A 25,531-nucleotide genomic window follows, 5' to 3' on the forward strand; every position below is an offset into this window, starting at 1 on the left:
TCACGGACACCGACGTGACCGTCGCGTTCTACGAGAAGCTCGGCTTCACCGCGCTGCCCGGCAACGACGACCCCGAGGACGACCTGCGCATCCTGCTGTTCGAGGGCCGGTTCGCGCTGATGGTCCACCGCGCCGAGCACCTGCGGAAGTGGCTGCCGGTGCACAAACTTCCCGGTGGGCGCGTTCGGCATGTTCTATCTGGGCGTCGCCGACTTCGACGGGTACGTGGAGCGGATCAGGCCGCTGGTCGACGTGATCAAGGAGACCGCGGTCGAGGGCCGCAGGATCCTGTACTTCACCGACCCCGACGGCTACGTCATCGGCGTCAACCAGCGCCAGGAGGGCGAGTGACCCTGCCCGCCCCCCGGCAGGGGTGCCTGACGCGGGGCACCACAAGCAGAGGGGCCCGGAACCGTGACGGTTCCGGGCCCCTCTGCCGTCACTGTCGTACGACGACTACTTGGCGTCCTGCTCACCCTGGCCGGAGGCCGCCTTGGCGGGAGCCGCCGGCTTGCGGAGCGCGATGTTCAGCTCCTTGAGGCGGGACTCCTCAAGCACCGTCGGGGCGCCCATCATCAGGTCCTGGGCGTTGCCGTTGAGCGGGAAGGCGATCGTCTCGCGGATGTTCGGCTCGTCGGCGAGCAGCATCACGATGCGGTCGACGCCGGGGGCGATGCCGCCGTGCGGCGGGGCGCCGAGGCGGAACGCGCGCAGCATGCCCGCGAACTCCTGCTCGACCGTCTCCGCCTCGTAGCCCGCGATCTCGAAGGCCTTCAGCATGACCTCGGGCTCGTGGTTGCGGATGGCGCCGGAGGACAGCTCGATGCCGTTGCAGACGATGTCGTACTGCCAGGCGAGGATGTCGAGCGGGTCCTTCTCCTCCAGGTCCTTCATGCCGCCCTGGGGCATGGAGAAGGGGTTGTGGGAGAAGTCGACGCGACCCGTCTCCTCGTCCTTCTCGTACATCGGGAAGTCGACGATCCAGCAGAACCGGAAGACGTTCTCCTCGAAGTGCCCGGCACGCTTGGCGGCCTCGACGCGCACCGCGCTCATGATCTTCGAGACCTCGTCGAACTCGCCCGCGCCGAAGAAGACGGCGTGGCCGGGGGCGAGGGAGAGGCGCTTGGTCAGCTCCTCGACATCGCCCTCGGTCAGGAACTTGGCGATCGGTCCCGTCAGCGAGCCGTCCTCGGCGACGCGCACCCAGGCCAGGCCCTTCGCGCCGTGCTCGACCGCGTACTCACCGAGGCCGTCGAAGAACTTGCGGGACTGCGACGCGGTGTCCGGCACCGGCAGGGCACGCACGTGCTTGCCCGCGAACGCCTTGAACTCGGAGTCGGCGAACACGTCCGTGATGTCGACGAGTTCGAGCTTGGCGCGCAGGTCCGGCTTGTCGTTGCCGTACTTCAGCATCGACTCGCGGAACGGGATGCGCGGGAACGGCGAGGTGACCTCGCGGCCGTTGCCGAACTCCGTGAACAGCTCCGTCATCAGCTTCTCGATCGGCTGGAAGACGTCCTCCTGCTCGACGAAGGACATCTCCACGTCGAGCTGGTAGAACTCGCCCGGCGAGCGGTCCGCGCGGGCGTCCTCGTCGCGGAAGCAGGGCGCGATCTGGAAGTACCGGTCGAAGCCGGAGATCATCAGGAGCTGCTTGAACTGCTGCGGGGCCTGCGGCAGGGCGTAGAACTTGCCCGGGTTCAGGCGGGACGGGACCACGAAGTCGCGCGCGCCCTCGGGGGAGGTCGCGGTGAGGATCGGCGTCGCCATCTCGTTGAAGCCGAGGGCCACCATCTTGGAGCGGATCGAGGCGATCACGGCGCTGCGCAGCATGATGTTGCGGTGCATGCGCTCGCGGCGCAGGTCCAGGAAGCGGTACTCCAGGCGCCGCTCCTCGTTGACCCCGTCCTCGGCGTTGATCGTGAAGGGCAGCGGGGCGGCCGCGCCGAGCACCTCGACCTCGACGGCCTCGATCTCGATCTCGCCCGTCGGCAGCTCCGGGTTCACGTTCTCCGCGCCGCGCGAGACGACCTTGCCGTCGACGCGGACGACCGTCTCCTTGGAGAGCTTGTCGAGGGTCTCGGCGGCGGCGGTGCCGGGGCGGGCGACCAGCTGCGTGATGCCGTAGTGATCGCGGAGGTCGATGAAGAGGATGCCGCCCAGGTCGCGCCGATTGTGCAGCCATCCGCTCAGCCGGACGTCGGTGCCGACGTCAGAGGCCCGGAGTTCACCGCACGTGTGCGACCTGTACCGATGCATCGTCGTTCATCCAGTCTTTCGGGATCGGGGAGTGCCCGGCGGGGGCCTGCCCCGGCGGGCGTAAAGAAGGTGCTGGCTGTCAAGGCTACCGTCCGGTGGAAGATCACTTCCCCCCGTATTCGGGCGCCCCTCCCGGTGTCCGGGGCGGGCGCCCGCCCTGGACGGACGGGGACAAGGTGGCGAGCGGTGCACAACTGTTCCTACAGTGATTCAATGCGCACCGATGAGCCCCGCGAGCAGGTGGGGGACGCCTCCCTGCCTCCCGACCGGGACTCCCTCCCGCCCGTGAGCGCCGTGCTCTCGGTCATCGCCACCGGCCTGTGGCGCTGGGACAACGCCACCGGGACCGTCACCCTCGACGCCGAGGCGGCCCGGCTGCTCGGCCTCCCGCCGCACGCCCAGACCACCACCGAGGCGGGCGTGCGCTCCCGCTTCCACCCCGTCGACTGGAACGAGATCCACGGCATCGTGCAGCTCGCCGTCGCCGAGGGCACCCTCGCCGAGGCCCGGCTGCGGATCATGGACGAGCAGGGCCGCCGCGTCCTGCGCACGGTGCGCAGCCGTACGAAGCCGATCGTCCACGAGGGCGGCAGCACCTACGAACTGCTCGGCACCATCCAGGAGGTCTCCGAGCCGTCCCCCGGCTCGGCCGCCCGCTCGCCCGTCACCGGGGACTGGCGCCGCTCCCGCGAGGCGTTCCTGCTCGACGCGGGCCGCGCGCTCGCCGAGGCACGGTCCACCAAGGAGGTCCTGCGGGTCGCCGCGGGCCTGTCCATGCCGGGCTTCTCGCCGGACGGGCTCGCCGTCTTCGGCGCCAAGGCCGACCGCCTCACCCTGGTCGGCCACCACGGCCACCACGGCTACGGCCACGACGACCCGCTCGCGTCGATGCCGCTGGACACGGACTACCCCGCCGCCGAGGTGCTGCGCACCGGCCGCGCCGTCTATCTGTCGTCCCCGGCGGACTACCGCCGCCGCTACCCGACCGCCTGGCCGCTGGCCTCGCGCTTCGAGCGGCAGTCGTGGGCGTTCCTGCCGCTGATCGTCGCGGGCCGCACGATGGGCGCGTGGATGGCGGCGTTCACCTATCCCGTCTCGTTCACGCCCGACGAGCGCTCGGTCCTGACGACGGTCGCGCGCATGCTGGCGCAGGCCCTGTCGCGGGCCGGGGTCGCGGAGTCCGAGCGGGAGCTGACCGAGGGCCTGCAGCGCTCCATGCTGCCGGTGCTCGGCCCGGAGATCCCCGGCATGAGCGTCGCCGCGCGCTACGTACCGACGGGCGGGGGGCTTCAGGTCGGCGGCGACTGGTACGACATGATCCCGCTGCCCAGCGGCCGCATCGCCTTCGTCATCGGCGACGTCCAGGGCCACGACGTGCGGGCGGCCGGCCTGATGGGGCAGTTGCGCATCGCCCTGCGCGCGTACGCCTCCGAGGGGCACCGCCCGGACGCGGTGCTCTCCCGTGCCACCCGCTTCCTGTCCGGCATCACGGACGGCATCGCCTACGGCTCGACGGACACCCGCGACGACCACGGGGGCGCCGCGGCCGACCCGCGCTTCGCGACCTGCCTGTACGTGGAGGCGGATCCGGCGACCGGGGTCCTGGAGATCGCCCGCGCGGGCCATCCCGAGCCCGTCATACGCATGAGTGACGGAACGGTTCTCCAGCGGCCCATCGCGGGCGGCCTCCCCCTCGGCATCGACCCGGACGCCGACTATCCGACGACCCGGCTCGTCCTCGACACCGGCGAGACCATGCTGATCTGCACGGACGGCCTCATCGAGACCGGCGGCCACGACCTGGAGACGGGCTGGAAGCGGATCCGCGAGATCCTTGAGCGGTACGAAGATGGCGCGGCCGGCGCAGCCGGGGACGTGGGCGCGGGCGGGGCCCCCGCCGCAGGGGGCGCCGCCGAGCCCGAGGGGCACGAGGGCTTCGGCGCCTACGAGGCCCCGCCGACCGGGGACGACAGCCTCGAACTGCTCGCCGACACCCTCGTCCAGGCCGTGCACGGTCCGTCCTCGCACCACACCACGGGGCCCCTCGCCGACCGCCGCGAGGACGACATCGCCGTGCTCCTGCTCCGCCGCACCGGCCGCCCCGACCAGCGCGCCCACACCCGCCGCACGATGCTGACCATCGCCCAGGCCGAGCCGGAGCGCGTCGCGGGCGCGCGCCAGCACCTGCGGGACCTGCTGCACGACTGGTCGGACGCCGAGCAGGTCGACTCGGCGGTCCTGCTGGTCTCCGAGATGATCACCAACGTGCTCGTGCACACCGACGGCGACGCGCTCCTGGTCGCCGAGGTCACCGGCGAGGTGCGGACGCGCAGGCTCCGGGTGGAGGTCGCCGACGGCAGCGACGACCTGCCGCACAAGCGCCACCCCGGCGAACTCGCCTCGTCCGGGCGGGGACTCGTGCTCATGGAACTGCTCGCCGACCAGTGGGGGGTGGATCCGCGGGGCGAGGGCAAGAGCATCTGGTTCGAGCTCTACGAAGGCTCGGGGGACTCGCCGGGCGAGGGCGAGGGTCCCGGGGGCGGGGCGGCCGGTGCCTTCGGCGGCGCGGACCCGGACGCCGCGCTGTAGCGGGCGCGCAGCTCGGACAGCACGCCGAACGCGGCGGCCGTCAGCGGTACGGCGAGCAGCATCCCGATGATCCCGGCGACGGACGCCCCCGCGGTGATCGCCAGCATCACCACCGCGGGATGCATCTGCACGGTCCGGCTCTGGATCATCGGCTGGAGCACGTGCCCTTCGAGGACCTGCACGGCGAGGACGACGCCGAGCGCCCACAGCGCGATGACCGGGCCGCGGTCGGCGAGGGCGACGAGGACGGCGATGGCGCCCGAGAGGAACGCCCCCAGGTACGGGATGTACGCGCCGACGAACACCAGGGCGCCGAGCCCGGCGGCGCCCGGCACGCGCAGGATCAGCAGGCCGACGGTGATGCACACGGCGTCGATGAGCGCGATGAACGTCGTCCCGCGCATGAAGCCCTCGACGGCCGTGAAGGCGCGGCGCGCCATGGCCTCGACGGTGTCGGCGGAGGACGCGGGCACCAGGGAGCGCAGCGCGCCCGCGGTCTTGTGCGAGTCGCGCAGGAAGAAGAACACGAGCAGCAGCGCGAGCACGGCGGTCGCGATCATCTCGCCGACCACGCTGATGCCGCTCACCACCCCGGAGGCGGCGGTGCCGCCGAACTTCCCGAGCAGGTCCTTGGCGTTGGACGCGAGGTCGTCGAGGGAGGTGCCCGCCGCGCCGAAGTGCTTCGACAGGTCGGCGGCGGCTTCCTTCAGGGACGAGATGATCTGGTCGCCGGTGTCGATGAGCGCCTTGACCACGATGTACGTCGCGCCGCCGACGACCGCGAGCACGGCGGCGCAGGTCAGGCCCGCGGCGAGCGAGCGCCGCACCCGCATCCGGACGAGCCGCCGGTACAGCGGCCCGAGCAGGGCCGTGCCCAGGAGCGCGAGCAGCACGGGCGTGACGGCCGTCTTGAACACCGTGCACAGCCACACGCCGACCCCGGCCACGCCGGCGACGAGCAGCGTGACCACGCACCAGGCGGCCACGCGCCGCACGGCCTCGGGCAGAAGGGTGTGCACGGGGTCCACCCGAACACGGCGGTACGGCCTACGCAGCGGGGCGTAGGCCGTACGGACGGCGCCGGGTCACCTGCCGCGGTGCCGGGTCGCCTCTCCCGGTGCCGGGTCAGATGCCGTGGTGCCGGGTCACATGCCGTGCACGGCGGGGACCGAACCCAGCAGGCCCTTCTGGAAGTCCTCGAAGGCCTGCTGCAGCTCCGCGCGGGTGTTCATCACGAATGGCCCGTAGTGCGCCATGGGCTCCCGGATGGGCTGCCCGCCGAGCAGCACGACCTCCAGGTCGGGCGTGTGGGAGTCCTGCCTCTCGTCCGCCCGGACGGTCAGCGAGCCACCGGCCCCGAAGACGGCGGTCTGCCCGAGCTCGACGGGCCGCCGCTCCGCGCCGACGGTGCCGCGCCCGGCGAGGACGTAGGCGAGCCCGTTGAAGTCCTCCCGCCAGGGCAGCGTGACCTCGGCCCCGGGCCGCACGGTCGCGTGCACCATGGTGATCGGCGTGTGCGTGATGCCGGGGCCCTCGTGCCCGTCGAGCTCACCCGCGATGACCCGCAGCAGCGCGCCGCCGTCTCCGGTGGTCAGGAGCTGCACCTGGCCGCCTCGGATGTCCTGGTAGCGGGGGTCCATCATCTTGTCCTTGGCGGGCAGGTTCACCCACAGCTGGAGGCCGTGGAAGAGCCCGCCGGACATGACGAGCGATTCGGGCGGCGCCTCGATGTGAAGGAGGCCGGACCCGGCGGTCATCCACTGGGTGTCGCCGTTGCGGATGGTGCCGCCGCCACCGTTGGAGTCCTGGTGCACGAAGGTGCCGTCGATCAGGTACGTCACGGTCTCGAAGCCGCGGTGCGGGTGCCAGGGCGTGCCCTTGGGCTCCCCGGCGGCGTACTCCACCTCGCCCATCTGATCCATCATGATGAACGGGTCGAGGTACTTGTAGTTGATCCCGGCGAAGGCGCGCCGCACCGGGAACCCTTCGCCCTCGAAGCCGCTGGGCGCGGTCGTCACGGCGAGCACGGGGCGGGCCACGGCGTCGCCCGGCACGGTCACCCTGGGCAGGGTCAGCGGATTCTCGACGGTCACTGCAGGCATGGATGGGACCTCCTTGTACGCTCAGATTAGTTGAACGTAGAACTTTCTGCCACCTGGAACACGAAACGCCCGGAGGGCATTCCCTCCGGGCGTTCCGGTGATCACTGGGGGCGGAGTACGTGGCCGAAACCGTCGGCCGCGTCCACGGTCCGTCATCCGTACGTGCGGGCCGTCATCCGTACACGGGCTCCGTCATCCGCACACGGGCTCCGTCATCCGCACACGCGGCCTGTCATCCGTACATGCGGCGCATGGCGAAGTCGACCATCTGCTCGACCGCCTTCGCGTCGAACACCATGCGGTGCTCGCCCTCCATGTCGAGGACGAAGCCGTAGCCGGTCGGCAGCAGGTCGATGACCTCCGCGCCGGTGATCACGAAGTACTTGGAGTCCTTGCCGGCGTACCGGCGCAGCTCCTTGAGCGACGTGAACATCGGGATGACCGGCTGCTGGGTGTTGTGCAGCGCGAGGAAGCCGGGGTTGTCGCCGCGCGGGCAGTACACCTTCGAGGTCGCGAAGACCTGCTGGAAGTCCTCGGCGGCCATGGAGCCCGTGGTGAACGCGCGCACCGCGTCCGCGAGGGACGGAGGCGACGGCTCCGGATACAGCGGGGGCTGCTGGCCGTAACCACCGGGCGTCTGCGCTTGCGGCGGCGGCTGTTGCGGCGGGACGTACCCCTGCCCGACACCCGCGTGCTGGTCGTAGCCGTACATGCGGCCCAGCGTACCGATCCTGGCAGGGGCGCCCTACGCGGACGCCGGATCCGCGGGACTCCGGGCACCCCCGCCCCACCTCCCGCCGGGCCGAATCCCCCACCCGCCCCCAAGCCCTCAAGGAGCAGGGGGGACCCCATCCCACTCCTGCCCCACAACAGGGCGAACGCCACCCACGGGGGCCACTCACCGTCGACGACTGCGGGCCCGCGGCCCCACCGCCGCTCCGCGACGGATGCCTCCCACCCGCCCACCCGTCTCTGCCCCACAACGCGGTGGACGCCGCTCGCGGGGCCACTCGCCGTCGGCGACTGCGGGCCCGCGGCCCGGGTCCACCACTGCGGCGCCCGCTGGCACCGCCGTCCCACCCTGTGGGCAGCTGGGCCGCCAGGGGCGGCACGGGTGGGCACAGCCCCGGTCGGCGGTGGCGTTGGCGACGGGGGTCAGGTGGCCTGCGGCGGATGTTTGTGTAGCGGTCGCTAGACAAATGACCGGGGAAGGGGCTACCGTTTTTGTAGCGGGGGCTACAGATACTCGACCCGAGGGGGACCTACGCATGTCCGCAGGCAGGAGCACGAGCACGCACACGACCGGGGCGACGTACGCCCGGACCACCGCCGGAGAGGGCCCCGCCCTGCTCCTGGCGCACGGCGCCGGCGGCTCCGTGGACGCCAACTTCGGGCCGGTCCTGCCGGCCCTGGCGGCGGCCCACAGGGCCGTGGCCATCGACTACCCGGGGACGGGGAAGACGCCGCGCACTGAGGCCCCCTTGACCCTGGACGGCCTCGCGGACGAGCTGATCGCCGCGGCCGACGCGGAGGGCGCGGACACCTTCGCCCTGGCGGGCTACTCCCTGGGCACGGCGGTGGCCATCCGCACCGCAGCCCGCCACCCGGACCGGGTGAAGGCCCTGGTCCTGACGGCCCCCTTCGCCCGCCCCGACACCCGCATGACCCTCACAGCCCAGACCTGGCACCACCTGGCCTCGTCCCGCGACCGGGACAAGCTGGCCCGCTTCCTGCTCCCGCTCGCCCTGAGCCCAGAGGCCCTGGACGCCCTGTCCCCGGAGCAGCTCGACGCGACCCTGCGGGGCACGGCGGAGTCGGCCCCGGAGGGCACCGCGGACCACGTGGACCTGGTGATCCGGGCGGACGTCCGCGCCGACCTGGCCGCGGTCACCGCCCCGACCCTGGTCATCACGACCACCCGGGACCAGCTCGTCCCGCCCGCGCTCCAGCGCGAGGTCGCGGCCGGAATCAGCGGCGCCCGCGTGGCCGAGATAGCCACCGGCCACCTCCCCTTCGCCGAGGCCCCCACCCAGTGGCAGCGGCTGATCACCGACTTCCTGGCCGAGACGGAGGGCGAGAAGGAGGGCGGGGCGCGGGCGGGGGCCTAGCCCGGCCCGGAGGCGGGCGCGGCGAATAGACCCTGCTCACACTTGGGCCATCAGGGGTTGCCTCTTATTACCGACGGGTAGCATCATGGTCAACGACTAGCTACTTACTGGTACGCCCACGAGGATTCCAGCCTCCCAAGCCACTTACGGAGCCGTCGCCATGGGGCACTACAAGTCGAATCTCCGCGACATCGAGTTCAACCTCTTCGAGGTGCTCGGCCGCGACAAGCTGTACGGCAGCGGCCCGTTCGCGGAGATGGACGTCGAGACCGCCAAGAGCATCCTCAGCGAGCTGTGCCGCCTCGCGGAGAACGAGCTGGCCGAGTCCTACGAGGACGCCGACCGCAACCCGCCGGTCTTCGACCCGGCGACCAGCACCGCCCCGGTCCCGGCCTCCTTCAAGAAGAGCTACCAGGCCTTCATGGACTCCGAGTACTGGCGCCTGGGCCTCCCCGAGGAGATCGGCGGCACCACCGCCCCCCGCTCCCTGATCTGGGCGTACGCGGAGCTGCTGCTCGGCGCCAACCCGGCGGTCTGGATGTACTCCTCCGGCCCGGCGTTCGCCGGCATCCTCTTCGAGGAGGGCAACGAGGCGCAGAAGAAGGTCGCCGAGATCGCCGTGGAGAAGCAGTGGGGCTCCACGATGGTCCTGACCGAGCCGGACGCGGGCTCCGACGTGGGCGCGGGCCGCACCAAGGCCGTGCAGCAGGAGGACGGCTCCTGGCACATCGAGGGCGTGAAGCGCTTCATCACGTCCGGTGAGCACGACATGTCGGAGAACATCCTCCACTACGTCCTCGCCCGCCCCGAGGGCCACGGCCCCGGCACCAAGGGCCTGTCCCTCTTCCTCGTGCCGAAGTACGACTTCGACTGGGAGACCGGCGAGCTGGGCGAGCGCAACGGCGTCTACGCGACCAACGTCGAGCACAAGATGGGCCTGAAGGCGTCCAACACGTGCGAGATGACGTTCGGCGACCAGCACCCCGCCAAGGGCTGGCTGATCGGCGACAAGCACGACGGCATCCGCCAGATGTTCCGCATCATCGAGTTCGCCCGCATGATGGTCGGCACGAAGGCGATCTCCACCCTCTCCACCGGCTACCTGAACGCCCTGGAGTACGCCAAGGAGCGCGTCCAGGGCCCCGACCTCGCCCAGTTCATGGACAAGACCGCGCCGAAGGTGACCATCACTCACCACCCGGACGTGCGCCGCTCCCTGATGACGCAGAAGGCGTACGCGGAGGGCATGCGCGCCCTCGTCCTGCACACCGCCGCCGTCCAGGACGAGATCGCGGTCAAGGAGGCGAACGGCGAGGACGCGGCACAGCTCCACGCCCTGAACGACCTCCTCCTCCCCATCGTGAAGGGCTACGGCTCGGAGAAGGCCTACGAGCAGCTGGCGCAGTCGCTCCAGACGTTCGGCGGCTCGGGGTACCTCCAGGAGTACCCGATCGAGCAGTACATCCGCGACGCCAAGATCGACACCCTCTACGAGGGCACCACCGCGATCCAGGGCCAGGACTTCTTCTTCCGGAAGATCGTCCGCAACCAGGGTGCCGCGCTGAACGGCCTCGCCGAGGACATCAAGAAGTTCCTCGCCGTCGGCACCGGCGGCGAGCAGCTCGCCGGGGCCCGCGAGGAGCTGGCCAAGGCGGCCGTCGAGCTGGAGGCCATGGTCGGCGTCATGCTCACCGACCTCGCGGCCACGGAGCAGGACGTCAAGTCCATCTACAAGGTCGGCCTCAACACCACCCGCCTCCTCCTCGCCTCCGGCGACGTCGTCGTCGGCTATCTGCTGCTGCGGGGCGCCGCCGTGGCCGCCGAGAAGCTGGAGACCGCCGCCCCGAAGGACCAGGCGTTCTACCAGGGCAAGATCGCCGCCGCCAAGTTCTTCGCAGCGAACGTCCTGCCGGGCGTGGCCACCCAGCGCGCCCTCTCCGAGACGGTCACCCTCGACCTCATGGAGCTCGACGAGGCGGCCTTCTAACCCCCTCGAACCAGGTGGCCCGCTCCTCCGCCCCGGGGACCGGGCCACCGCCGTGTCCGTGCGCCCCGGGGGCCGGGCCACCATCGAGTCCGTGCGCCCCGGAGACCTGGGCAGCCCGCGAACCCACAGCCCCCGCGGCGCCGCACGCGAAAGAACCGCCCCCAGCCCCCCGCAGGGGCCTGGCTAAGGTGACGCCATGAGCACACGCGCCCGCTTCGACCGCGGCCACACCGACGACCTCATGACCTTCCTGGCGGCAAGCCCCTCGCCGTACCACGCCGTGGCGAGCGCCGCCGAACGCCTGGAGAAGGCCGGCTTCCGCCAGGTCGGCGAGACCGACGCCTGGGACGGCTCGACCGGCGGCAAGTACGTGCTGCGGGGCGGCGCGATCGTCGCGTGGTTCGTACCGGAGGGCGCCACCCCGCACACCCCGTACCGCGTCATCGGCGCCCACACCGACTCCCCGAACCTGCGCGTCAAGCCCTTGCCGGACACCGGCGCGCACGGCTGGCGCCAGGTGGCCGTGGAGATCTACGGCGGCCCGCTGCTCAACTCCTGGCTTGACCGCGACCTGGGCCTGGCGGGCCGCCTTTCCCTGCGGGACGGCACGTCCCGCCTGGTCAACATCGACCGCGCGCTGCTCCGCGTACCCCAACTGGCCATCCACATGGACCGTTCGGTGCACACCGACGGCCTGAAGCTCGACAAGCAGAAGCACATGCAGCCCATCTGGGGCCTCGGCGAGGACGTCCGCGAGGGCGACCTGATCCGCTTCGTCGAGGAGGAGTGCGGCCTCGCCCCCGGCGAGGTGACGGGCTGGGACCTGATGACGCACTCCATCGAGCCGCCCGCGTACCTGGGCCGCGACCGCGACCTGCTCGCGGGCCCCCGCATGGACAACCTCCTTTCGGTGCACGCCGGTACGGCGGCCCTGGCCGCCGCGGCCACCGCCACCGACGCCGACGCGCTGCCGTACATCCCCGTCCTCGCCGCCTTCGACCACGAGGAGAACGGCTCGCAGTCCGACACCGGCGCGGACGGCCCGCTGCTCGGCACGGTCCTGGAGCGTTCGGTGTTCGCGCGCGGCGGTTCGTACGAGGACAAGGCGCGGGCCTTCGCGGGCACGGTCTGTCTGTCGTCCGACACCGGCCACGCCGTCCACCCCAACTACGCCGAGCGGCACGACCCGACGCACCACCCGCGCGCCAACCGGGGCCCGATCCTGAAGGTGAACGTCAACAACCGGTACGCCACGGACGGCGGCGGCCGCGCCGTCTTCGCCGCCGCCTGTGAGAAGGCGGGCGTGCCGTTCCAGTCGTTCGTCTCCAACAACTCGATGCCCTGCGGCACGACGATCGGCCCGATCACGGCCGCGCGGCACGGCATCAAGACGGTCGACATCGGTGTGGCGATCCTGTCGATGCACAGCGCGCGCGAGCTGTGCGGCGCCGACGACCCGCATCTGCTCGCGGACGCGCTGCTCGCGTTCCTCGAAGGCTGAACCGGCCGGTCGCCGGGGGGATATCGCCTGTTTCGGGGTACTCATGGGCGCATGAGACTTCTCGTGCGCGACCGGATGTTCGGCATCGGCGACGACTACTGGATCGAGGACGACCGGGGCCAGAAGGTCTTCCTCGTCGACGGCAAGGCGATGCGGCTGCGGGACACCTTCGAGCTGAAGGACATGCAGGGGCGGGTGCTCATCGACATCCGGGCGAAGATGCTGGCGCTGCGCGACACGATGGTCATCGAGCGCGGCGGCGAGCCGCTGGCCACGGTGAAGCGCAAGCGCCTGTCCCTGCTCCGCAACCACTACCGCGTCGCCCTCGCCGACGGCACGACCGAGCTGGACGTGAGCGGCAAGATCCTGGACCGCGAGTTCGCCGTCGAGTACGAGGGCGAACTCCTCGCCGACATCTCCCGCCGCTGGTTCACGGTCCGCGACGCCTACGGCGTCCACATCACCCGCGAGGACGCCGACCCGTCCCTGCTCCTGGCGATCACGATCTGCGTGATCCGCCTGGCGGAGAAGGAACGGGGCACCGCGGACTAGCGGCTCACCTCCGCGGACCGGCGGCTCGCCTCGACGGCCGCTGTCACGACAGCCTGCGGTCCTTCAGCGCCGGGAACTGTTCCCGGGTCTCGGCCACCTTGGCCAGGTCAAGGTCCACCGTGAGGACCTCCTCCTCGGCCCCGGCCGACTCGGCCAACACCTCGCCCCACGGGTCGACCACCACACTGGCCCCCGCCTGCGGCACCCCCGCATGGGTCCCCGCGGTCCCGCAGGCGAGCACGTACACCTGGTCCTCGACGGCCCGGGCCCGGGCGAAGAGCGACCAGTGCGCCCGCCGCCGGGCGGGCCACCCCGCGGGCACGACGAACACCTCGGCCCCGGCGTCGACGAGCCCCCGGAAGAGCTCGGGGAAGCGCAGGTCGTAGCAGGTGGCGAGGCCGAGCACGGCCTCGGGCGTACGGGCGGTGACCAGCTCCGTGCCCGCGCCCATCAGCACGGCCTCCCCCTTGTCGAAGCCGAACCGGTGGATCTTCCGGTAGGAGGCGGCCAGCTCGCCCTCGGGCGAGAAGACGAGGGAGGTGTTGTAGAGGGCCCCGTCGGGGGCGCGTTCGGGGATCGACCCGGCGTGCAGCCACACCCCGGCCTCCCGCGCGGCCTTGGCCATCACCTCGTACGTGGGCCCTTCGAGGGGCTCGGCCTCGGCGGCGAAGGACTCGTAGGCGAACGCGCCCGTCGTCCACAGCTCGGGCAGCACGACCAAGGCCGGACGCTCCCGCTCGGCGACCTCGCGTACCAGCGAAGACACCCGCCGCCGACGGGAATTGACTGTTTCGTCATCGTCTACGGCGATCTGGAGGAGAGAGGCGCGCACACTACCACCGTCCTGGCATTCGAGCCGTCAAGTAGGCCTACGATCGTCACACGAAAGCACTGCCGGGGTGCCAGCGGGCAGCGTAACTTAGCGTCCCAGACACCCACCGCCCGCGTACGACCGCCGAGGGGTCCCGTGAGTCTCCATCCCAGCCTTCAAACCTACGCCGATGCCTGGACCCACTCCGTGGAAGCGATATCCGAGCTGGTGTCCCCCCTCACCGAGGGAGAGTGGAACCAGCCGACCCCCTGCCCGGCCTGGTCCGTGCGGGACATCGTGTCCCATGTCATCGGCCTCGACTGCGAGATGCTGGGTGACCCGCGCCCGATCCACACCCTGCCGCGCGACCTGTACCACGTACAGACCGAGGGCCAGCGCTACATGGAGATGCAGGTCGACGTCCGCCGGCACCACACGGCGCCCGAGATGACCTCCGAGCTGGAGTACACGATCATCCGCCGCTCCCGGCAGCTGCGGAACGAGTCCCGCGACCCGTCGACGAAGGTGCGCGGCCCGCTCGGCTCGGAGCAGACCCTGGAACTGGCCACACGGATGCGGGCGTTCGACGTGTGGGTGCACGAGCAGGATCTGCGCACGGCCCTCGGGAAGCCGGGGAACACCGACTCCCCGGGGGCGTATGTCGTCCGTGATCTGCTGTTGCAGGGACTGCCGAAGGTGGTCGCGAAGAAGGCGGGCGCCCCGGCGAACTCCGCGGTGGTCTTCGACGTGAGCGGCCCCGTCGAGTTCCTGCGCACGGTCCGCGTCGACGCGGACGGCAGGGCGACGGTGGACAGCGCCCCCTCGCTCGGCCCGCTCGCCACCATCGGGATGGACTGGGACACGTACTTCCGGCTCGCCTGCGGCCGGGTCTCGTACGCGGCCGTCAAGGACCGGGTGAAGGTCGAGGGCGACCAGGACCTCGGCGACGCGATCCTCGGGGAGTTCGCGGTCACGCCGTAGCGCGCCGGCCGGGGTTCCGGGGCGGTCCCGGAACCCGGCGGCGCGGCGGGCCCCCGCGTCAGCCGGGGGCGTACGCCTCAGACGGGGACGTGCACCGTCTCCACCCGGCTGGCCACGAGCCGCTCCCGCTCCCGCCGGGCGGCCCGGTTCCGCAGCCGCAGGATCTGGCTGAGGCCGACGGCCTCAAGGACGAAGACCGCCGAGAAGGCGATCCGGTAGTTGTCGCCGGTCGCGTCGAGCAGCACACCGATGGCGAACAGCGTCGTCATCGAGGCGATGAAACCACCCATGTTGGTGATGCCGGAGGCCGTCCCCTGCCGCTCCGGCGGATTCGCGGGCCGCGCGAAGTCGAAGCCGATCATCGAGGCCGGACCGCAGGCGCCGAGCACCACGCACAGGACCACGAGCAGCCACAACGGCGCGTGCTCCCCGGGGTAGGCGAGCGTCGCCGCCCAGACCGCCGCCGTCGCGCCGACCGTGCCGAGGGCCAGCGGCAGCCGCGCCGCGTGGTGCCGGGCCACGACCTGCCCGAAGACCAGGCCGATCGCCATGTTCGCCAGGACGATCAGCGTGAGGAGGTCCCCCGCCGCGCCCCGGGACAGGCCCTGCGCCTCGACCAGGAACGGCAGGCCCCACAGGAGCAGGAACACCATCGCGGGGAACTGCGTCGTGAAGTGCACCCACAAGCCGAGCCGGGTGCCGGGCTCCCGCCAGGACAGCGCGATCTGTTCGCGTACGAAGCCGGGTCCGCCGCCGGGCCGGGCCGCGGGCGGCTCCGGCTCGTGGCCCTCGGGGTGGTCCTTCAGGAACACCGCCATCACCACGAGCACGACGACTCCGGCGAGCGCGCTGCCCGCGAACGCGGTGGTCCAGCCGACCTCGTGCAGGACCCGGGCGAGCACCAGGGTCGAGACCAGGTTGCCCGCCATGCCGACGAGCCCGGCGAGCTGCGCGACGAGCGGGCCGCGCCGGACGGGGAACCAGCGGGTGCCGAGCCGCAGCACGCTGATGAACGTCATCGCGTCGCCGCAGCCGAGCAGCGCGCGCGAGGCCAGCGCCATGCCGTACGACGGCGAGAGCGCGAAGCCGAGCTGGCCGAGGGTGAACAGGACCACGCCGAGGGTCAGGACCTTCTTCGTGCCGAGCCGGTCCACCATCAGGCCGACGGGTATCTGCATGCCCGCGTACACGAGGAGTTGGAGTATCGAGAACGTGGAGAGGGCGGAGGCGTTGACGTGGAAGCGGTCGGCGGCGTCCAGGCCCGCGACGCCCAGCGAGGTGCGGAAGATGACGGCGACGAAGTAGACGGAGACGCCGACGGACCACACGAGGACGGCCCGCCGTCCGCCCGGCGGGTCCCCGGGCAGCCGGGCGGCCCCGGCCGTCGCGCCGGTGGTCATCGTGCCGCTCCCCGCGCGAGGTTCTGGAACCAGCCGACGTGCCGCGTGACCACGTCGACCGCGGCGTCCGCGTCCTCGGCCGTCAGCGCCGCGAGGATCTCCTCGTGCTCGGCGAGGGTCTTGGCGATGCGGTCGGGGTGGGAGTGCATCACGGCGACGCCCATCCGCAGCTGGCGGTCGCGCAGTTGGTCGTAGAGGCGGGACAGGATGTCGTTGCCGCCGCTGCGGACGATCTCCGCGTGGAAGCAGCGGTCGGTCCGCGCCGCCGCCGCGAGGTCACCGGCCGCGGCCTGCTCCCGCTGCTGTTCGAGCAGCGCCGTCAGCCGGCCGAGGAGCCCGGCCGGCGCGGGCACCGCCTTGCGCACCGAGTGCGTCTCGACGAGCAGCCGGGTCTCGACGACGTCCGCGATCTCCTGCGCGGAGACCGGCAGGACGAGGGCGCCCTTCTTCGGGTAGAGCCGCAGCAGCCCCTCGACCTCCAGCTTGAGCAGCGCCTCCCGCACCGGCGTGCGGGACACCCCCACGGCCTCGGCCAGCTCGCCCTCGGTGAGGAGCGTGCCGCCCTCGTAGTGGCGCTCCAGGACGCCCTGCTTGACGTGCGCGTAGACGCGCTCGGCGGCGGGGGGCTGCTTGGGGGAGGCCTGGGAGGCCTGGGAGGCCTGGGGGGACTTGGAGGCGTCCGGGGCGTCCGGGGCGGACGGGGGCGGGGCCATGGAGGTGGGTGGGGCGGCTGGCATGCGCACAGCATAGATACAACGCGTATACGCGGGGAGTCCGGTCCACGATCCGGGACAGCGATCCGGACAGCGATCCGCGCGACCGAACCGGACAGCGATCCGGGCACCGACCCGGACAGCGATCCGCGAGTGATCTACCCGACACGACTTGGCCGCATCTTTACCCGTTTGGCACGCATCCGTTCCGCCCTCTCATCAGTCATCCCTGTGACGGCTGTCCCATCTCACCTGCACCGCAAGGAGATTCGGGACATAAGCCGCCAACTACCTCTCATCAAGCAGGGACAACGGAGCGTTCACCTTGAGAATCCGCACCCCGGGCGTGCGCGTGCGCCGTATAAGCGCAGCCGCTGCCGTCACCGCCGGAGCCGTCCTCACCACGGGCATCGCCGTGGCTCCCGCGCAGGCCGCCGCGCCGCCCAAGCCGTCGATCGCCGCCAAGGGCGGCTTCCTGATGAACAACGGCTCGGGCAAGGAACTGTTCAACAAGGCCGCGGACACGCGCCGCGCCACCGGCTCGACGACGAAGATAATGACCGCCCGGGTGGTCCTCGGCCAGCGGAACCTCAACCTGGACTCGAAGGTCACGATCCAGAAGGCGTACAGCGACTACATCGTCCGCAACAACGCCTCGCACGCCCGCCTCATCGTGGGCGACAAGGTGACGGTCCGCCAGCTCCTGTACGGGCTGATGCTGCCGTCCGGCTGCGACGCCGCGTACGCCCTCGCGGACAAGTACGGCAAGGGCTCGTCCCGCGCCGCCCGCGTGAAGTCCTTCATCGGCCAGATGAACAAGACGGCCAAGGACCTGAAGCTGAAGAACACGCACTTCGACTCGTTCGACGGCATCAGCAACGGCGCCAACTACTCGACGCCGCGCGACCTGACGAAGCTCGCGAGCAACTCGATGAAGTACTCGCAGTTCCGCACGATCGTGAAGACGAAGACGTACACGGCGAAGACGAAGACGAAGACCGGCGGCACCCGCACCATGGCGCCCTGGAAGAACACCAACGCCCTGCTCGGCTCCTACCGCGGCGCGATCGGCGTGAAGACGGGCTCCGGCCCCCAGGCCAAGTACTGCCTGGTCTTCGCGGCCACCCGCAACGGCAAGACGGTCATCGGCACGGTGCTCACGTCCACCTCCTCCGCGGCCCGGATCTCGGACGCGAAGAAGATGATGGACTACGGCTTCAAGGTCGCGTAGCGACCGACGGCCGTTGTGTACGACGGTCTTTGAGTACGAGGACGGGGCCCACCGCGATGTGCGGTGGGCCCCGGCCTTCGTACTGGGCGATCCTTCGTACCGGCGGGCGCTACGCCCAGGTCATCAGCCGCTTGGGCTGCTCCAGGATCGCCGCCACGTCGCCGAGCACCTTCGAGCCCAGTTCGCCGTCCACCAGGCGGTGGTCGAAGGAGAGCGCGAGGGTGGTCACCTGACGGGGCTTCACCTTGCCCTTGTGGACCCACGGCTGGAGCTTGATCGCGCCGACCGCGAGGATCGCGGACTCGCCGGGGTTCAGGATCGGTGTGCCCGTGTCGATGCCGAAGACGCCGATGTTCGTGATCGTGACCGTGCCGCCCTGCATGGCGCCGGGTGACGTCTTGCCCTCGCGGGCCGTGGTCACCAGCTCGCCCAGGGACGCGGCCAGCTCGGGCAGGGTCTTGGCGTGCGCGTCCTTGATGTTCGGCACGATCAGACCGCGCGGGGTCGCCGCGGCGATGCCCAGGTTCACATAGTGCTTCTGGACGATCTCCTGGTTCGCCTCGTCCCAGGCCGCGTTCACGTCCGGGTTGCGGCGGATCGCGAGCAGCAGCGCCTTGGAGATCAGAAGGAGCGGGTTGACCCGCAGCCCCTCGAAGGCACGATCCTGCTTGAGCTCCTCGACCAGCTTCATCGTGCGCGTCACGTCCACCGTCACGAACTCCGTGACGTGCGGTGCCGTGAAGGCCGAGCCGACCATCGCCTGCGCGGTGGCCTTGCGGACGCCCTTGACCGGGATGCGGGTCTCGCGGGCGTCGCCCGCCGCCACGGGGGCGGCGGCCGGGGCGGGCGCGGCCGGGGCCACCGCGGGCGCGGGCGCCGGGGCGGCCACCGCGGCGTGCACGTCCTCGCGGGTGATGATCCCGTCGGGGCCGGTCGGCGTGATGGTGGCCAGGTCGACGCCCAGGTCCTTGGCGAGCTTGCGGACCGGGGGCTTGGCGAGGGGGCGGGCGCCTGTGGGTGCCGCGGCCTGGGGGGCCGGGGCGGCAGCCTGGGGCGCGGGGGCGTGGCCGTTCATCTCGCCCTGTACCGCCGCCGCGTAGTACGTCCCGGCGGGCGGCTCCTCGCCCTGGCTCGGCACGGGCTTGCGGGCGCGGCGCTTGGTGGAGGACTCGGCGACGCCGTACCCGACGAGGACCGGCTGGCGGCCCTTGGGTGCCTCGGGCTCCTCCGGGGCGGCGGGCGCGGGCGTGGCCTCGGGGGCAGGCGTGGCCTCGGGGGCGGGCGCGGCGCCGCCGGCCGGGCCCACCGTGATGATCACCTGGCCGACGTCCACCGTCGTGCCCTCGGCGAAGCGCAGCTCCCGCACCGTCCCGTCGAAGGGGATGGGCAGCTCGACGGCGGCCTTGGCCGTCTCCACCTCGCACACGACCTGGCCGTCGGTGACGGTGTCGCCCGGCGCCACGTACCACTTGAGGATCTCGGCCTCGGTGAGTCCCTCGCCCACGTCGGGCATCTTGAACTCGCGCACGGCCGAAGCGGTGTCAGTCATTGTCGTCACGACCCTCTTCCTCAGTACGCCAGCGAGCGGTCGACGGCGTCGAGCACCCGGTCGAGGCCCGGCAGGTAGTCCTCTTCGACCCGGGCGGGCGGATACGGGGCGTGGAAGCCGCCGACGCGCAGCACCGGCGCCTCCAGGTGGTAGAAGCACCGCTCGGTGATGCGGGCGGCGATCTCGGCGCCCGAGCCGAAGAACGTCGGCGCCTCGTGCACCACGATCAGGCGGCGGGTCTTCTCGACCGAGGCCTGCACCGTGTCGAAGTCGAGCGGCGAGATCGAGCGCAGGTCGACGACCTCGAGGGACTTGCCCTCGTCGGCGGCGGCCGCGGCGGCCTCCAGGCAGGTCTTCACCATCGGGCCGTACGCCACGAGGGTCGCGTCCGTGCCCTCGCGGACCGTGCTGGCCTTGTGCAGCGGGCCGGGGATGGCCTCGGTGTTGACCTCGCCCTTGTCCCAGTACCGCCGCTTGGGCTCGAAGTAGATCACCGGGTCGTCGCTCTGGATGGCCTGCTGGAGCATCCAGTAGGCATCCGACGAGTTGGACGGCGTGACCACCTTCAGGCCCGCGACGTGCGCGAACAGCGACTCCGGGGACTCGCTGTGGTGCTCGACGGCGCCGATGCCGCCGCCGTACGGAATGCGGATGACGACGGGCACCTTGATCTTGCCGAGCGCCCGCGCGTGCATCTTGGCGAGCTGCGTGACGATCTGGTCGTACGCGGGGAAGACGAAGCCGTCGAACTGGATCTCCACCACCGGGCGGTACCCGCGCAGGGCGAGGCCGATGGCCGTGCCGACGATGCCGGACTCGGCGAGCGGGGTGTCGATGACCCGGTCCTCGCCGAAGTCCTTCTGCAGGCCGTCGGTCACGCGGAAGACGCCACCGAGCTTGCCGACGTCCTCGCCCATGACGAGGACCTTCGGGTCGGTGTCGAGGGCCCGGCGAAGGGACTCGTTAATCGCCTTGGCGATCGGAAATTTCTGTACGGCCATGGCTACTTGACCTCCCCGCCAGCGGCGGCGTTCACAGGTGCGTCCGCGAACGACGCCTGGTAGGCGGCGAACTGGGCGCGCTCCTCGTCCACGAGCGCGTGCCCGTCGGCGTAGATGTTCTCGAAGATCGACATCGGCTCGGGGTCGGGCATCGTCCGCACCACGTCCCGCACTCGTTTGCCCAACGTCTCGCTCTCGGCCTCGAGTTCCGCGAAGAATCCCTCATCCGCGTGACCTTCGGCCTCCAGGTACGCCCGCAGCCGCTGGATCGGGTCCTTGGCCTCCCACGCCTCGCGCTCCTCGTCGCGCCGGTAGCGCGTCGGGTCGTCCGAGGTGGTGTGGGCGCCCATGCGGTACGTGAACGCCTCGATGAGCGCCGGTCCTTCGCCACCCCGTGCCCGCTCCAGGGCCCACTTGGTGACCGCGAGGCAGGCGAGCACGTCGTTGCCGTCGACGCGGACGCCGGGGAAGCCGTAGCCCTGTGCACGCTGGTACAGCGGCACCCGGCTCTGCTTCTCGGTCGGCTCGGAGATCGCCCACTGGTTGTTCTGGCAGAAGAACACCACGGGGGCGTTGTAGACGGCGGAGAACGTGAACGCCTCGGCCACGTCGCCCTGGCTGGTGGCGCCGTCCCCGAAGTACGCCACCACCGCGCTGTCGGCGCCGTCCTTGGCCACGCCCATCGCGTAGCCCGTGGCGTGCAGCGTCTGCGAGCCGATGACGATCGTGTACAGCTGGAAGCCGTTGGTGTTGGGGTCCCAGCCGCCGTTGTTCACGCCGCGGAACATGCCGAGAAGGAGCGTCGGGTCGACGCCCTTGCACCAGGCCACGCCGTGCTCACGGTAGGTGGGGAAGACATAGTCGTCCGCGCGGGTCGCGCGGCCCGATCCGACCTGCGCGGCCTCCTGGCCGAGCAGCGACGGCCACAGGCCCAGCTCGCCCTGTCGCTGCAGCGTGACGGCCTCCGCGTCGAAGCGGCGGGTGAGAACCATGTCCCGGTACAGGACACGGAGGTCCTCCGGCGTGAGGTCCGCGACGTAGCGGTCGTACTCGGAGTTCTCGACCCGCCGGCCCTCGGGCGTCAGCAGTTGTACGAGCTCCGGCTCGCCGCCCTGGGCGGCGTCCTTGCCCTGCGCGGCGCCCTTGCCCGGGCTCGCGGTCTTCTTGGCGCTCGCACTGGCGCGCTTGCCGCCGCTGCTTGCGCGGCGCGGTGTGCGCGCGGCGGTGCTTTCCACGGTCACGTGTGCTCCTCCGTCGGTCCGGCCCCCGGGGTCCACCGGGAGGCCAGTACGGCTCGCCCGATTCCAGCCCGTCGCACGGGGTGGGTGCGGCTCAGCCGGGACAAGGCGTGACAGTTGCTCCGGCGAGCGCCCTTCTCCAAGCACGTTACCCAGTGCGTACCAAAACTGTGAAACCCCGTCTGACCTGCAATTTTGCTTGGATTTCCAAGTAAATCCCGCTAGGAAATCCAAGTAAATCGAGAAGAGCGGAAACACAGCCTGGTCACAGCACTGATCACAGCCTGGCAGGGGGCCGGAACACCGGCACGTTATCCCGGCCACCCCGGGCACGGGAAGAGTTGATGTGTGACACTGGCAGGGTGCGCGAAGAAGGAAAAATCACTGTATTCCTGCTCGACGATCACGAAGTCGTGCGCCGCGGAGTCCACGAACTGCTCTCCGTGGAGTCCGACATCGAGGTGGTCGGCGAGGCCGGCACGGCGGCGGACGCACTCGTGCGGATTCCGGCCACGCGGCCTGATGTAGCGGTCCTTGACGTGCGGCTTCCGGACGGCAGCGGGGTCGAGGTGTGCCGTGAGATCCGTTCCCAGAGCGACGACATCAAATGCCTGATGCTCACGTCGTTCGCCGACGACGAAGCCCTCTTCGACGCCATCATGGCCGGTGCTTCCGGCTATGTCCTCAAAGCCATTCGCGGCAATGAACTCCTCTCCGCGGTGCGCGATGTCGCCGCCGGAAAGTCCCTGCTCGACCCGGTCGCCACGGCCCGCGTCCTGGAGCGGCTGCGCGACGGCAAGAACCCCAAGGGCGACGACCGGCTCGCGAACCTCACCGAACAGGAACGCAAGATCCTGGATCTGATCGGCGAGGGCCTGACCAACCGCGCCATCGGCGAGCGACTGCACCTCGCCGAAAAGACGATCAAGAATTACGTCTCCAGCCTGCTGTCCAAGCTCGGCATGGAGCGCAGGTCGCAGGCGGCGGCGTACGTGGCCCGGATGCAGGCCGAGCGGCGCTGACCGCCCCGCCCCTGCCGGACCCCGTCGAGTGCTTGCCGGACCCCGTCGGCCCCCTGTCGGACCCCTTCGGCCCCCTGTCTGCCCCCTCGCGCTCCCCCAGTGCCCGCACGGGTGCCCCGGAAGGCAGCCTCACACGGGACTTATGGCCCCCTCTTGAAGGGCGGGCGGCTCTTCTTCCGGCGCGGGCCGCTGACGCAGGGTGGGGGAATGCCGACCGAAGAACAGCTCGCCTACGACCTGCTGCGGCGCACGGACTACGGCAGGGTGGCGACCAGCATGCGCGCGCTGCCCTTCCTCGCGGTGGCCCGGCACGTGGTGGTCGACGGCCGCATCCTGCTGCGCATGCACCGGGGCTTCGGCTACCACCAGGCGTGTGTGGGCAGCGTGGTCGCGTACGGCGCCGACAACCTCTCCACCGAGACGGCCCGCGACGGCCAGTGGACGGTCCAGTTCGTCGGCATGTGCGAGACCTTCACCCCCACCACCGGCGACCTGGAACTCTTCGGCCCGACCCCCCACTACGTGGACGGCGACCTCTTCGACCCGGTGTACCTCCGCATAGACCCCCAGCTGGCGAAGGTCCACACGCTCACGCGCGCCGTGGGCAGCGCCTCCCGGCCACCGGCCCCCACACCGGTGGGCAGTTGGTCCACCCAGGGGGCTTAGACGCCCGGGGGCGGGGCTACTCCGTGTCGCCCTCGCCGCCCTGAGCGGCCCCCTCGTTGTTGCCCCCGTCGTCCGGCGGCGACTGAGGATCGGTCGGCTCCGTGGGCGGATCGGTCGGGTCGGTCGGCGGGTCCGTCGGGTCCGTGGGCGGGTCCGTCGGGTCGGTCGGCGGGTCCGTCGGGTCCGTGGGCGGGTCGGTCGGCTTCGTGGGCTGCTGCGTGTCCTGCGTGGGCGGCCGCGTCCAGTCCCCGGTCTGCCCACCGCTCCCGTCCCCACCGGGCTGAGTCGCCCCGTCGGGGGTCTCCTCTTCCTTGCTCTTGCTGGGCGTCTTCTCCTGCGACTGCTTGGTCGAGGGAGTCGTAGGAGACTTGTCCTTCTTGTTGCTCTTGTCGTCCGCCGCGGACAGCGCGAAGGCGACGCCCGCGACGATCGCGATGACGGCGAGCACGGCGAGGATCCACACCTTGCCGCGCCCACGCCCCCGGCCACCGTCACGGTGACCGCCGTCGAAGCCGCCGTCGTCGCCGCCCGGCGGCCGCAGCATCGGCCCGGGAATCGCCTGCGTACCGGAGTCACCGGGGTGCGGCATGGCGGCCGTACCGGCGACGCCCATCGCGGGGGTGTGGCCGCCCTCGTGCATACCGGCCATCTCGACCGGCCCGGTGTTCCAGGTCCCGGTGTGGCTGCCCTGCTCGGCGAGCATCTGCAGGCCGTACTGGACGAGACCGCGCATCTCCTCGGCGGTCTGGAAGCGGTCGTCCGGGTCCTTGGCGAGGGAGCGCATGACGAGCCCGTCGAGCTCCGGAGGCGCCGCGTCGGAGACCTCCGAGGGCGGCACGGGAGCGTCCTGGACGTGCTGGTAGACCACGGACAGCGGCGTCTCGCCGGTGAACGGCGGCCGCAGCGCGAGCAGTTCGTAGAGGAGGCAGCCGGTCGCGTACAGGTCGCTGCGGTGGTCGACGGCCTTGCCGAGCGCCTGCTCCGGCGAGAGGTACTGCGGCGTGCCCATGACCATGCCGGTCTGCGTCATCGTCGACTGCGCCCCGTGCAGGGCGCGCGCGATGCCGAAGTCCATCACCTTCACGGAACCGGTATGGGTGATGCTGACGTTTGCGGGCTTGATGTCGCGGTGCACGATGCCGTGCTGGTGGGAGTACGCGAGCGCCTCGAGGACACCGGAGACGATGATCAGGGCCTGCTCGGGGCCCGGCGCCTCCGCGTTGATCAGCAGATCGCGGATGGTGCGGCCCTCGACCAGCTCCATCACGATGTACGGCACGGAGTTGCCGTTGATGTTGTCCTCGCCGGAGTCGTAGACCCCGACGACCGCGTGGTGGTTCAGGCCGGCCACCGACTGGGCCTCGCGCGTGAAGCGGGCCTTGGACACCGGGTCCTCGGCGAGGTCGGAGCGCAGCAGCTTGACCGCGACCGTACGGCCGAGGCGGACGTCCTCGGCGGCGAACACCTCGGCCATGCCACCGCGGCCGAGCCTGCGGGTGAGCCGGTACCGGCCGTCCCCGACGAGCCCGCCATTGCCCCACATCTCGGGCACATCCGACATACCGCCGCCAGACGCCTCGGGGTCGGACGGGCCCTGAGCGCGCTGCGTCTGTGCCATCAGTCCTCGCCGTCGTTTCTGATCGTGGTCCGTCGTGTGAGGAGCGTGTACCGGATGCGTGATAGAGCGGTACGGGGTACTCCGCCGTGCCACGCTACAGCCTTCGCGGGGCCCGCCGGTCCGAGCCGGACCGGCCATCAAACCCGCCGGGCGCCCCGAGGGGCAAACTTGTAACGCTTCCGAGACTCTTCTTGCGCGTACGG

The 25,531-nt window shown here is 71.1% G+C and carries 21 protein-coding genes; 10 read left to right on the top strand and 11 right to left on the bottom strand.

Annotated elements, in window-relative coordinates:
• The first annotated feature begins 174 nt into the window (after positions 1-174).
• The gene (locus tag ACZ6BG_RS27980) at positions 175-351 is read left to right on the top strand and encodes a VOC family protein (RefSeq protein WP_469006426.1); all 177 of its coding nucleotides are present in this window, start codon (positions 175-177) and stop codon (positions 349-351) included.
• Between the two features lie 105 nt (positions 352-456).
• Here ACZ6BG_RS27980 and aspS read toward each other — a convergent pair whose 3' ends face one another.
• Positions 457-2,259 (bottom strand): aspartate--tRNA ligase, encoded by a 1,803-nt coding sequence (gene aspS, locus ACZ6BG_RS27985; RefSeq protein ID WP_469006429.1) that lies wholly within the window; start codon positions 2,257-2,259, stop codon positions 457-459.
• Between the two features lie 213 nt (positions 2,260-2,472).
• On the opposite strand from aspS, the gene ACZ6BG_RS27990 reads away from it, so the two are divergent.
• Positions 2,473-4,848: an ATP-binding SpoIIE family protein phosphatase gene (locus ACZ6BG_RS27990; protein WP_469006431.1), complete on the top strand. Its 2,376-nt coding sequence runs from the start codon at positions 2,473-2,475 to the stop codon at positions 4,846-4,848.
• On the opposite strand, the gene ACZ6BG_RS27995 is transcribed toward ACZ6BG_RS27990, so the two are convergent.
• The 3 genes from ACZ6BG_RS27995 to ACZ6BG_RS28005 all read right to left on the bottom strand — a co-directional run bounded on the left by ACZ6BG_RS27995 (position 4,752) and on the right by ACZ6BG_RS28005 (position 7,662).
• Positions 4,752-5,876 (bottom strand): AI-2E family transporter, encoded by a 1,125-nt coding sequence (locus tag ACZ6BG_RS27995; protein WP_469006433.1) that lies wholly within the window; start codon positions 5,874-5,876, stop codon positions 4,752-4,754. The genes ACZ6BG_RS27990 and ACZ6BG_RS27995 overlap by 97 nt on opposite strands.
• Before the next feature lie 117 nt (positions 5,877-5,993).
• Complete coding sequence (locus tag ACZ6BG_RS28000; protein ID WP_469006435.1) at positions 5,994-6,950, bottom strand: pirin family protein; 957 nt, start codon at positions 6,948-6,950, stop codon at positions 5,994-5,996.
• A gap of 232 nt (positions 6,951-7,182) precedes the next feature.
• Complete coding sequence (locus ACZ6BG_RS28005) at positions 7,183-7,662, bottom strand: SseB family protein (RefSeq protein WP_385709664.1); 480 nt, start codon at positions 7,660-7,662, stop codon at positions 7,183-7,185.
• 556 nt (positions 7,663-8,218) lie between these two features.
• On the opposite strand from ACZ6BG_RS28005, the gene ACZ6BG_RS28010 reads away from it, so the two are divergent.
• The 4 genes from ACZ6BG_RS28010 to ACZ6BG_RS28025 all read left to right on the top strand — a co-directional run bounded on the left by ACZ6BG_RS28010 (position 8,219) and on the right by ACZ6BG_RS28025 (position 13,098).
• Entirely contained in the window at positions 8,219-9,058 is an 840-nt protein-coding gene (locus ACZ6BG_RS28010) for an alpha/beta fold hydrolase (RefSeq protein WP_469006438.1), read from the top strand.
• A 160-nt stretch (positions 9,059-9,218) separates the two neighbouring features.
• Entirely contained in the window at positions 9,219-11,045 is a 1,827-nt protein-coding gene (locus ACZ6BG_RS28015; RefSeq protein WP_469006441.1) for an acyl-CoA dehydrogenase, read from the top strand.
• Positions 11,046-11,241: 196 nt separating this feature from the next.
• Complete coding sequence (locus ACZ6BG_RS28020; protein ID WP_469006443.1) at positions 11,242-12,546, top strand: M18 family aminopeptidase; 1,305 nt, start codon at positions 11,242-11,244, stop codon at positions 12,544-12,546.
• 51 nt (positions 12,547-12,597) lie between these two features.
• Positions 12,598-13,098 (top strand): LURP-one-related/scramblase family protein, encoded by a 501-nt coding sequence (locus tag ACZ6BG_RS28025; RefSeq protein ID WP_469006445.1) that lies wholly within the window; start codon positions 12,598-12,600, stop codon positions 13,096-13,098.
• A gap of 43 nt (positions 13,099-13,141) precedes the next feature.
• Here the strand turns inward: ACZ6BG_RS28025 and ACZ6BG_RS28030 are convergent, their stop codons facing one another.
• Positions 13,142-13,930 (bottom strand): carbon-nitrogen family hydrolase, encoded by a 789-nt coding sequence (locus ACZ6BG_RS28030; RefSeq protein WP_469006448.1) that lies wholly within the window; start codon positions 13,928-13,930, stop codon positions 13,142-13,144.
• Between the two features lie 135 nt (positions 13,931-14,065).
• Between ACZ6BG_RS28030 and ACZ6BG_RS28035 the strand changes: the two genes are divergently transcribed.
• On the top strand, positions 14,066-14,890 hold the full coding sequence (locus ACZ6BG_RS28035) for a maleylpyruvate isomerase family mycothiol-dependent enzyme (protein ID WP_469006450.1): 825 nt from the start codon (positions 14,066-14,068) through the stop codon (positions 14,888-14,890).
• A 77-nt stretch (positions 14,891-14,967) separates the two neighbouring features.
• On the opposite strand, the gene ACZ6BG_RS28040 is transcribed toward ACZ6BG_RS28035, so the two are convergent.
• Together ACZ6BG_RS28040 and ACZ6BG_RS28045 are read right to left on the bottom strand one after the other, a co-directional pair.
• Positions 14,968-16,290, bottom strand: a complete 1,323-nt coding sequence (locus ACZ6BG_RS28040) for an MFS transporter (RefSeq protein WP_469006452.1) — start codon at positions 16,288-16,290, stop codon at positions 14,968-14,970.
• Positions 16,287-17,027, bottom strand: coding sequence for a GntR family transcriptional regulator (locus ACZ6BG_RS28045; RefSeq protein WP_469006454.1), 741 nt, complete (start codon positions 17,025-17,027; stop codon positions 16,287-16,289). The genes ACZ6BG_RS28040 and ACZ6BG_RS28045 overlap by 4 nt, the downstream gene beginning before the upstream one ends.
• Positions 17,028-17,328: 301 nt before the next feature.
• Between ACZ6BG_RS28045 and ACZ6BG_RS28050 the strand changes: the two genes are divergently transcribed.
• Positions 17,329-18,234, top strand: coding sequence for a D-alanyl-D-alanine carboxypeptidase family protein (locus tag ACZ6BG_RS28050; protein WP_469006456.1), 906 nt, complete (start codon positions 17,329-17,331; stop codon positions 18,232-18,234).
• A 109-nt stretch (positions 18,235-18,343) separates the two neighbouring features.
• Here ACZ6BG_RS28050 and ACZ6BG_RS28055 read toward each other — a convergent pair whose 3' ends face one another.
• From ACZ6BG_RS28055 to pdhA, 3 genes are read right to left on the bottom strand one after another with little or no spacing between them, the layout of a single operon-like run.
• Entirely contained in the window at positions 18,344-19,783 is a 1,440-nt protein-coding gene (locus ACZ6BG_RS28055) for a dihydrolipoamide acetyltransferase family protein (protein ID WP_469007186.1), read from the bottom strand.
• Between the two features lie 20 nt (positions 19,784-19,803).
• Positions 19,804-20,784, bottom strand: coding sequence for an alpha-ketoacid dehydrogenase subunit beta (locus ACZ6BG_RS28060; RefSeq protein ID WP_469006459.1), 981 nt, complete (start codon positions 20,782-20,784; stop codon positions 19,804-19,806).
• Between the two features lie 2 nt (positions 20,785-20,786).
• Positions 20,787-22,025 (bottom strand): pyruvate dehydrogenase (acetyl-transferring) E1 component subunit alpha, encoded by a 1,239-nt coding sequence (gene pdhA, locus ACZ6BG_RS28065; RefSeq protein ID WP_469006461.1) that lies wholly within the window; start codon positions 22,023-22,025, stop codon positions 20,787-20,789.
• Between the two features lie 359 nt (positions 22,026-22,384).
• On the opposite strand from pdhA, the gene ACZ6BG_RS28070 reads away from it, so the two are divergent.
• The gene (locus ACZ6BG_RS28070) at positions 22,385-23,044 is read left to right on the top strand and encodes a response regulator (RefSeq protein WP_030362322.1); all 660 of its coding nucleotides are present in this window, start codon (positions 22,385-22,387) and stop codon (positions 23,042-23,044) included.
• Between the two features lie 207 nt (positions 23,045-23,251).
• Positions 23,252-23,710, top strand: coding sequence for a pyridoxamine 5'-phosphate oxidase family protein (locus ACZ6BG_RS28075; RefSeq protein WP_469006464.1), 459 nt, complete (start codon positions 23,252-23,254; stop codon positions 23,708-23,710).
• Positions 23,711-23,726: 16 nt separating this feature from the next.
• On the opposite strand, the gene ACZ6BG_RS28080 is transcribed toward ACZ6BG_RS28075, so the two are convergent.
• Positions 23,727-25,328, bottom strand: a complete 1,602-nt coding sequence (locus ACZ6BG_RS28080) for a protein kinase domain-containing protein (RefSeq protein ID WP_469006466.1) — start codon at positions 25,326-25,328, stop codon at positions 23,727-23,729.
• Positions 25,329-25,531 lie beyond the last annotated feature (203 nt).

The sequence above is a fragment of the Streptomyces sp. NPDC041205 genome (genome assembly GCF_055591765.1).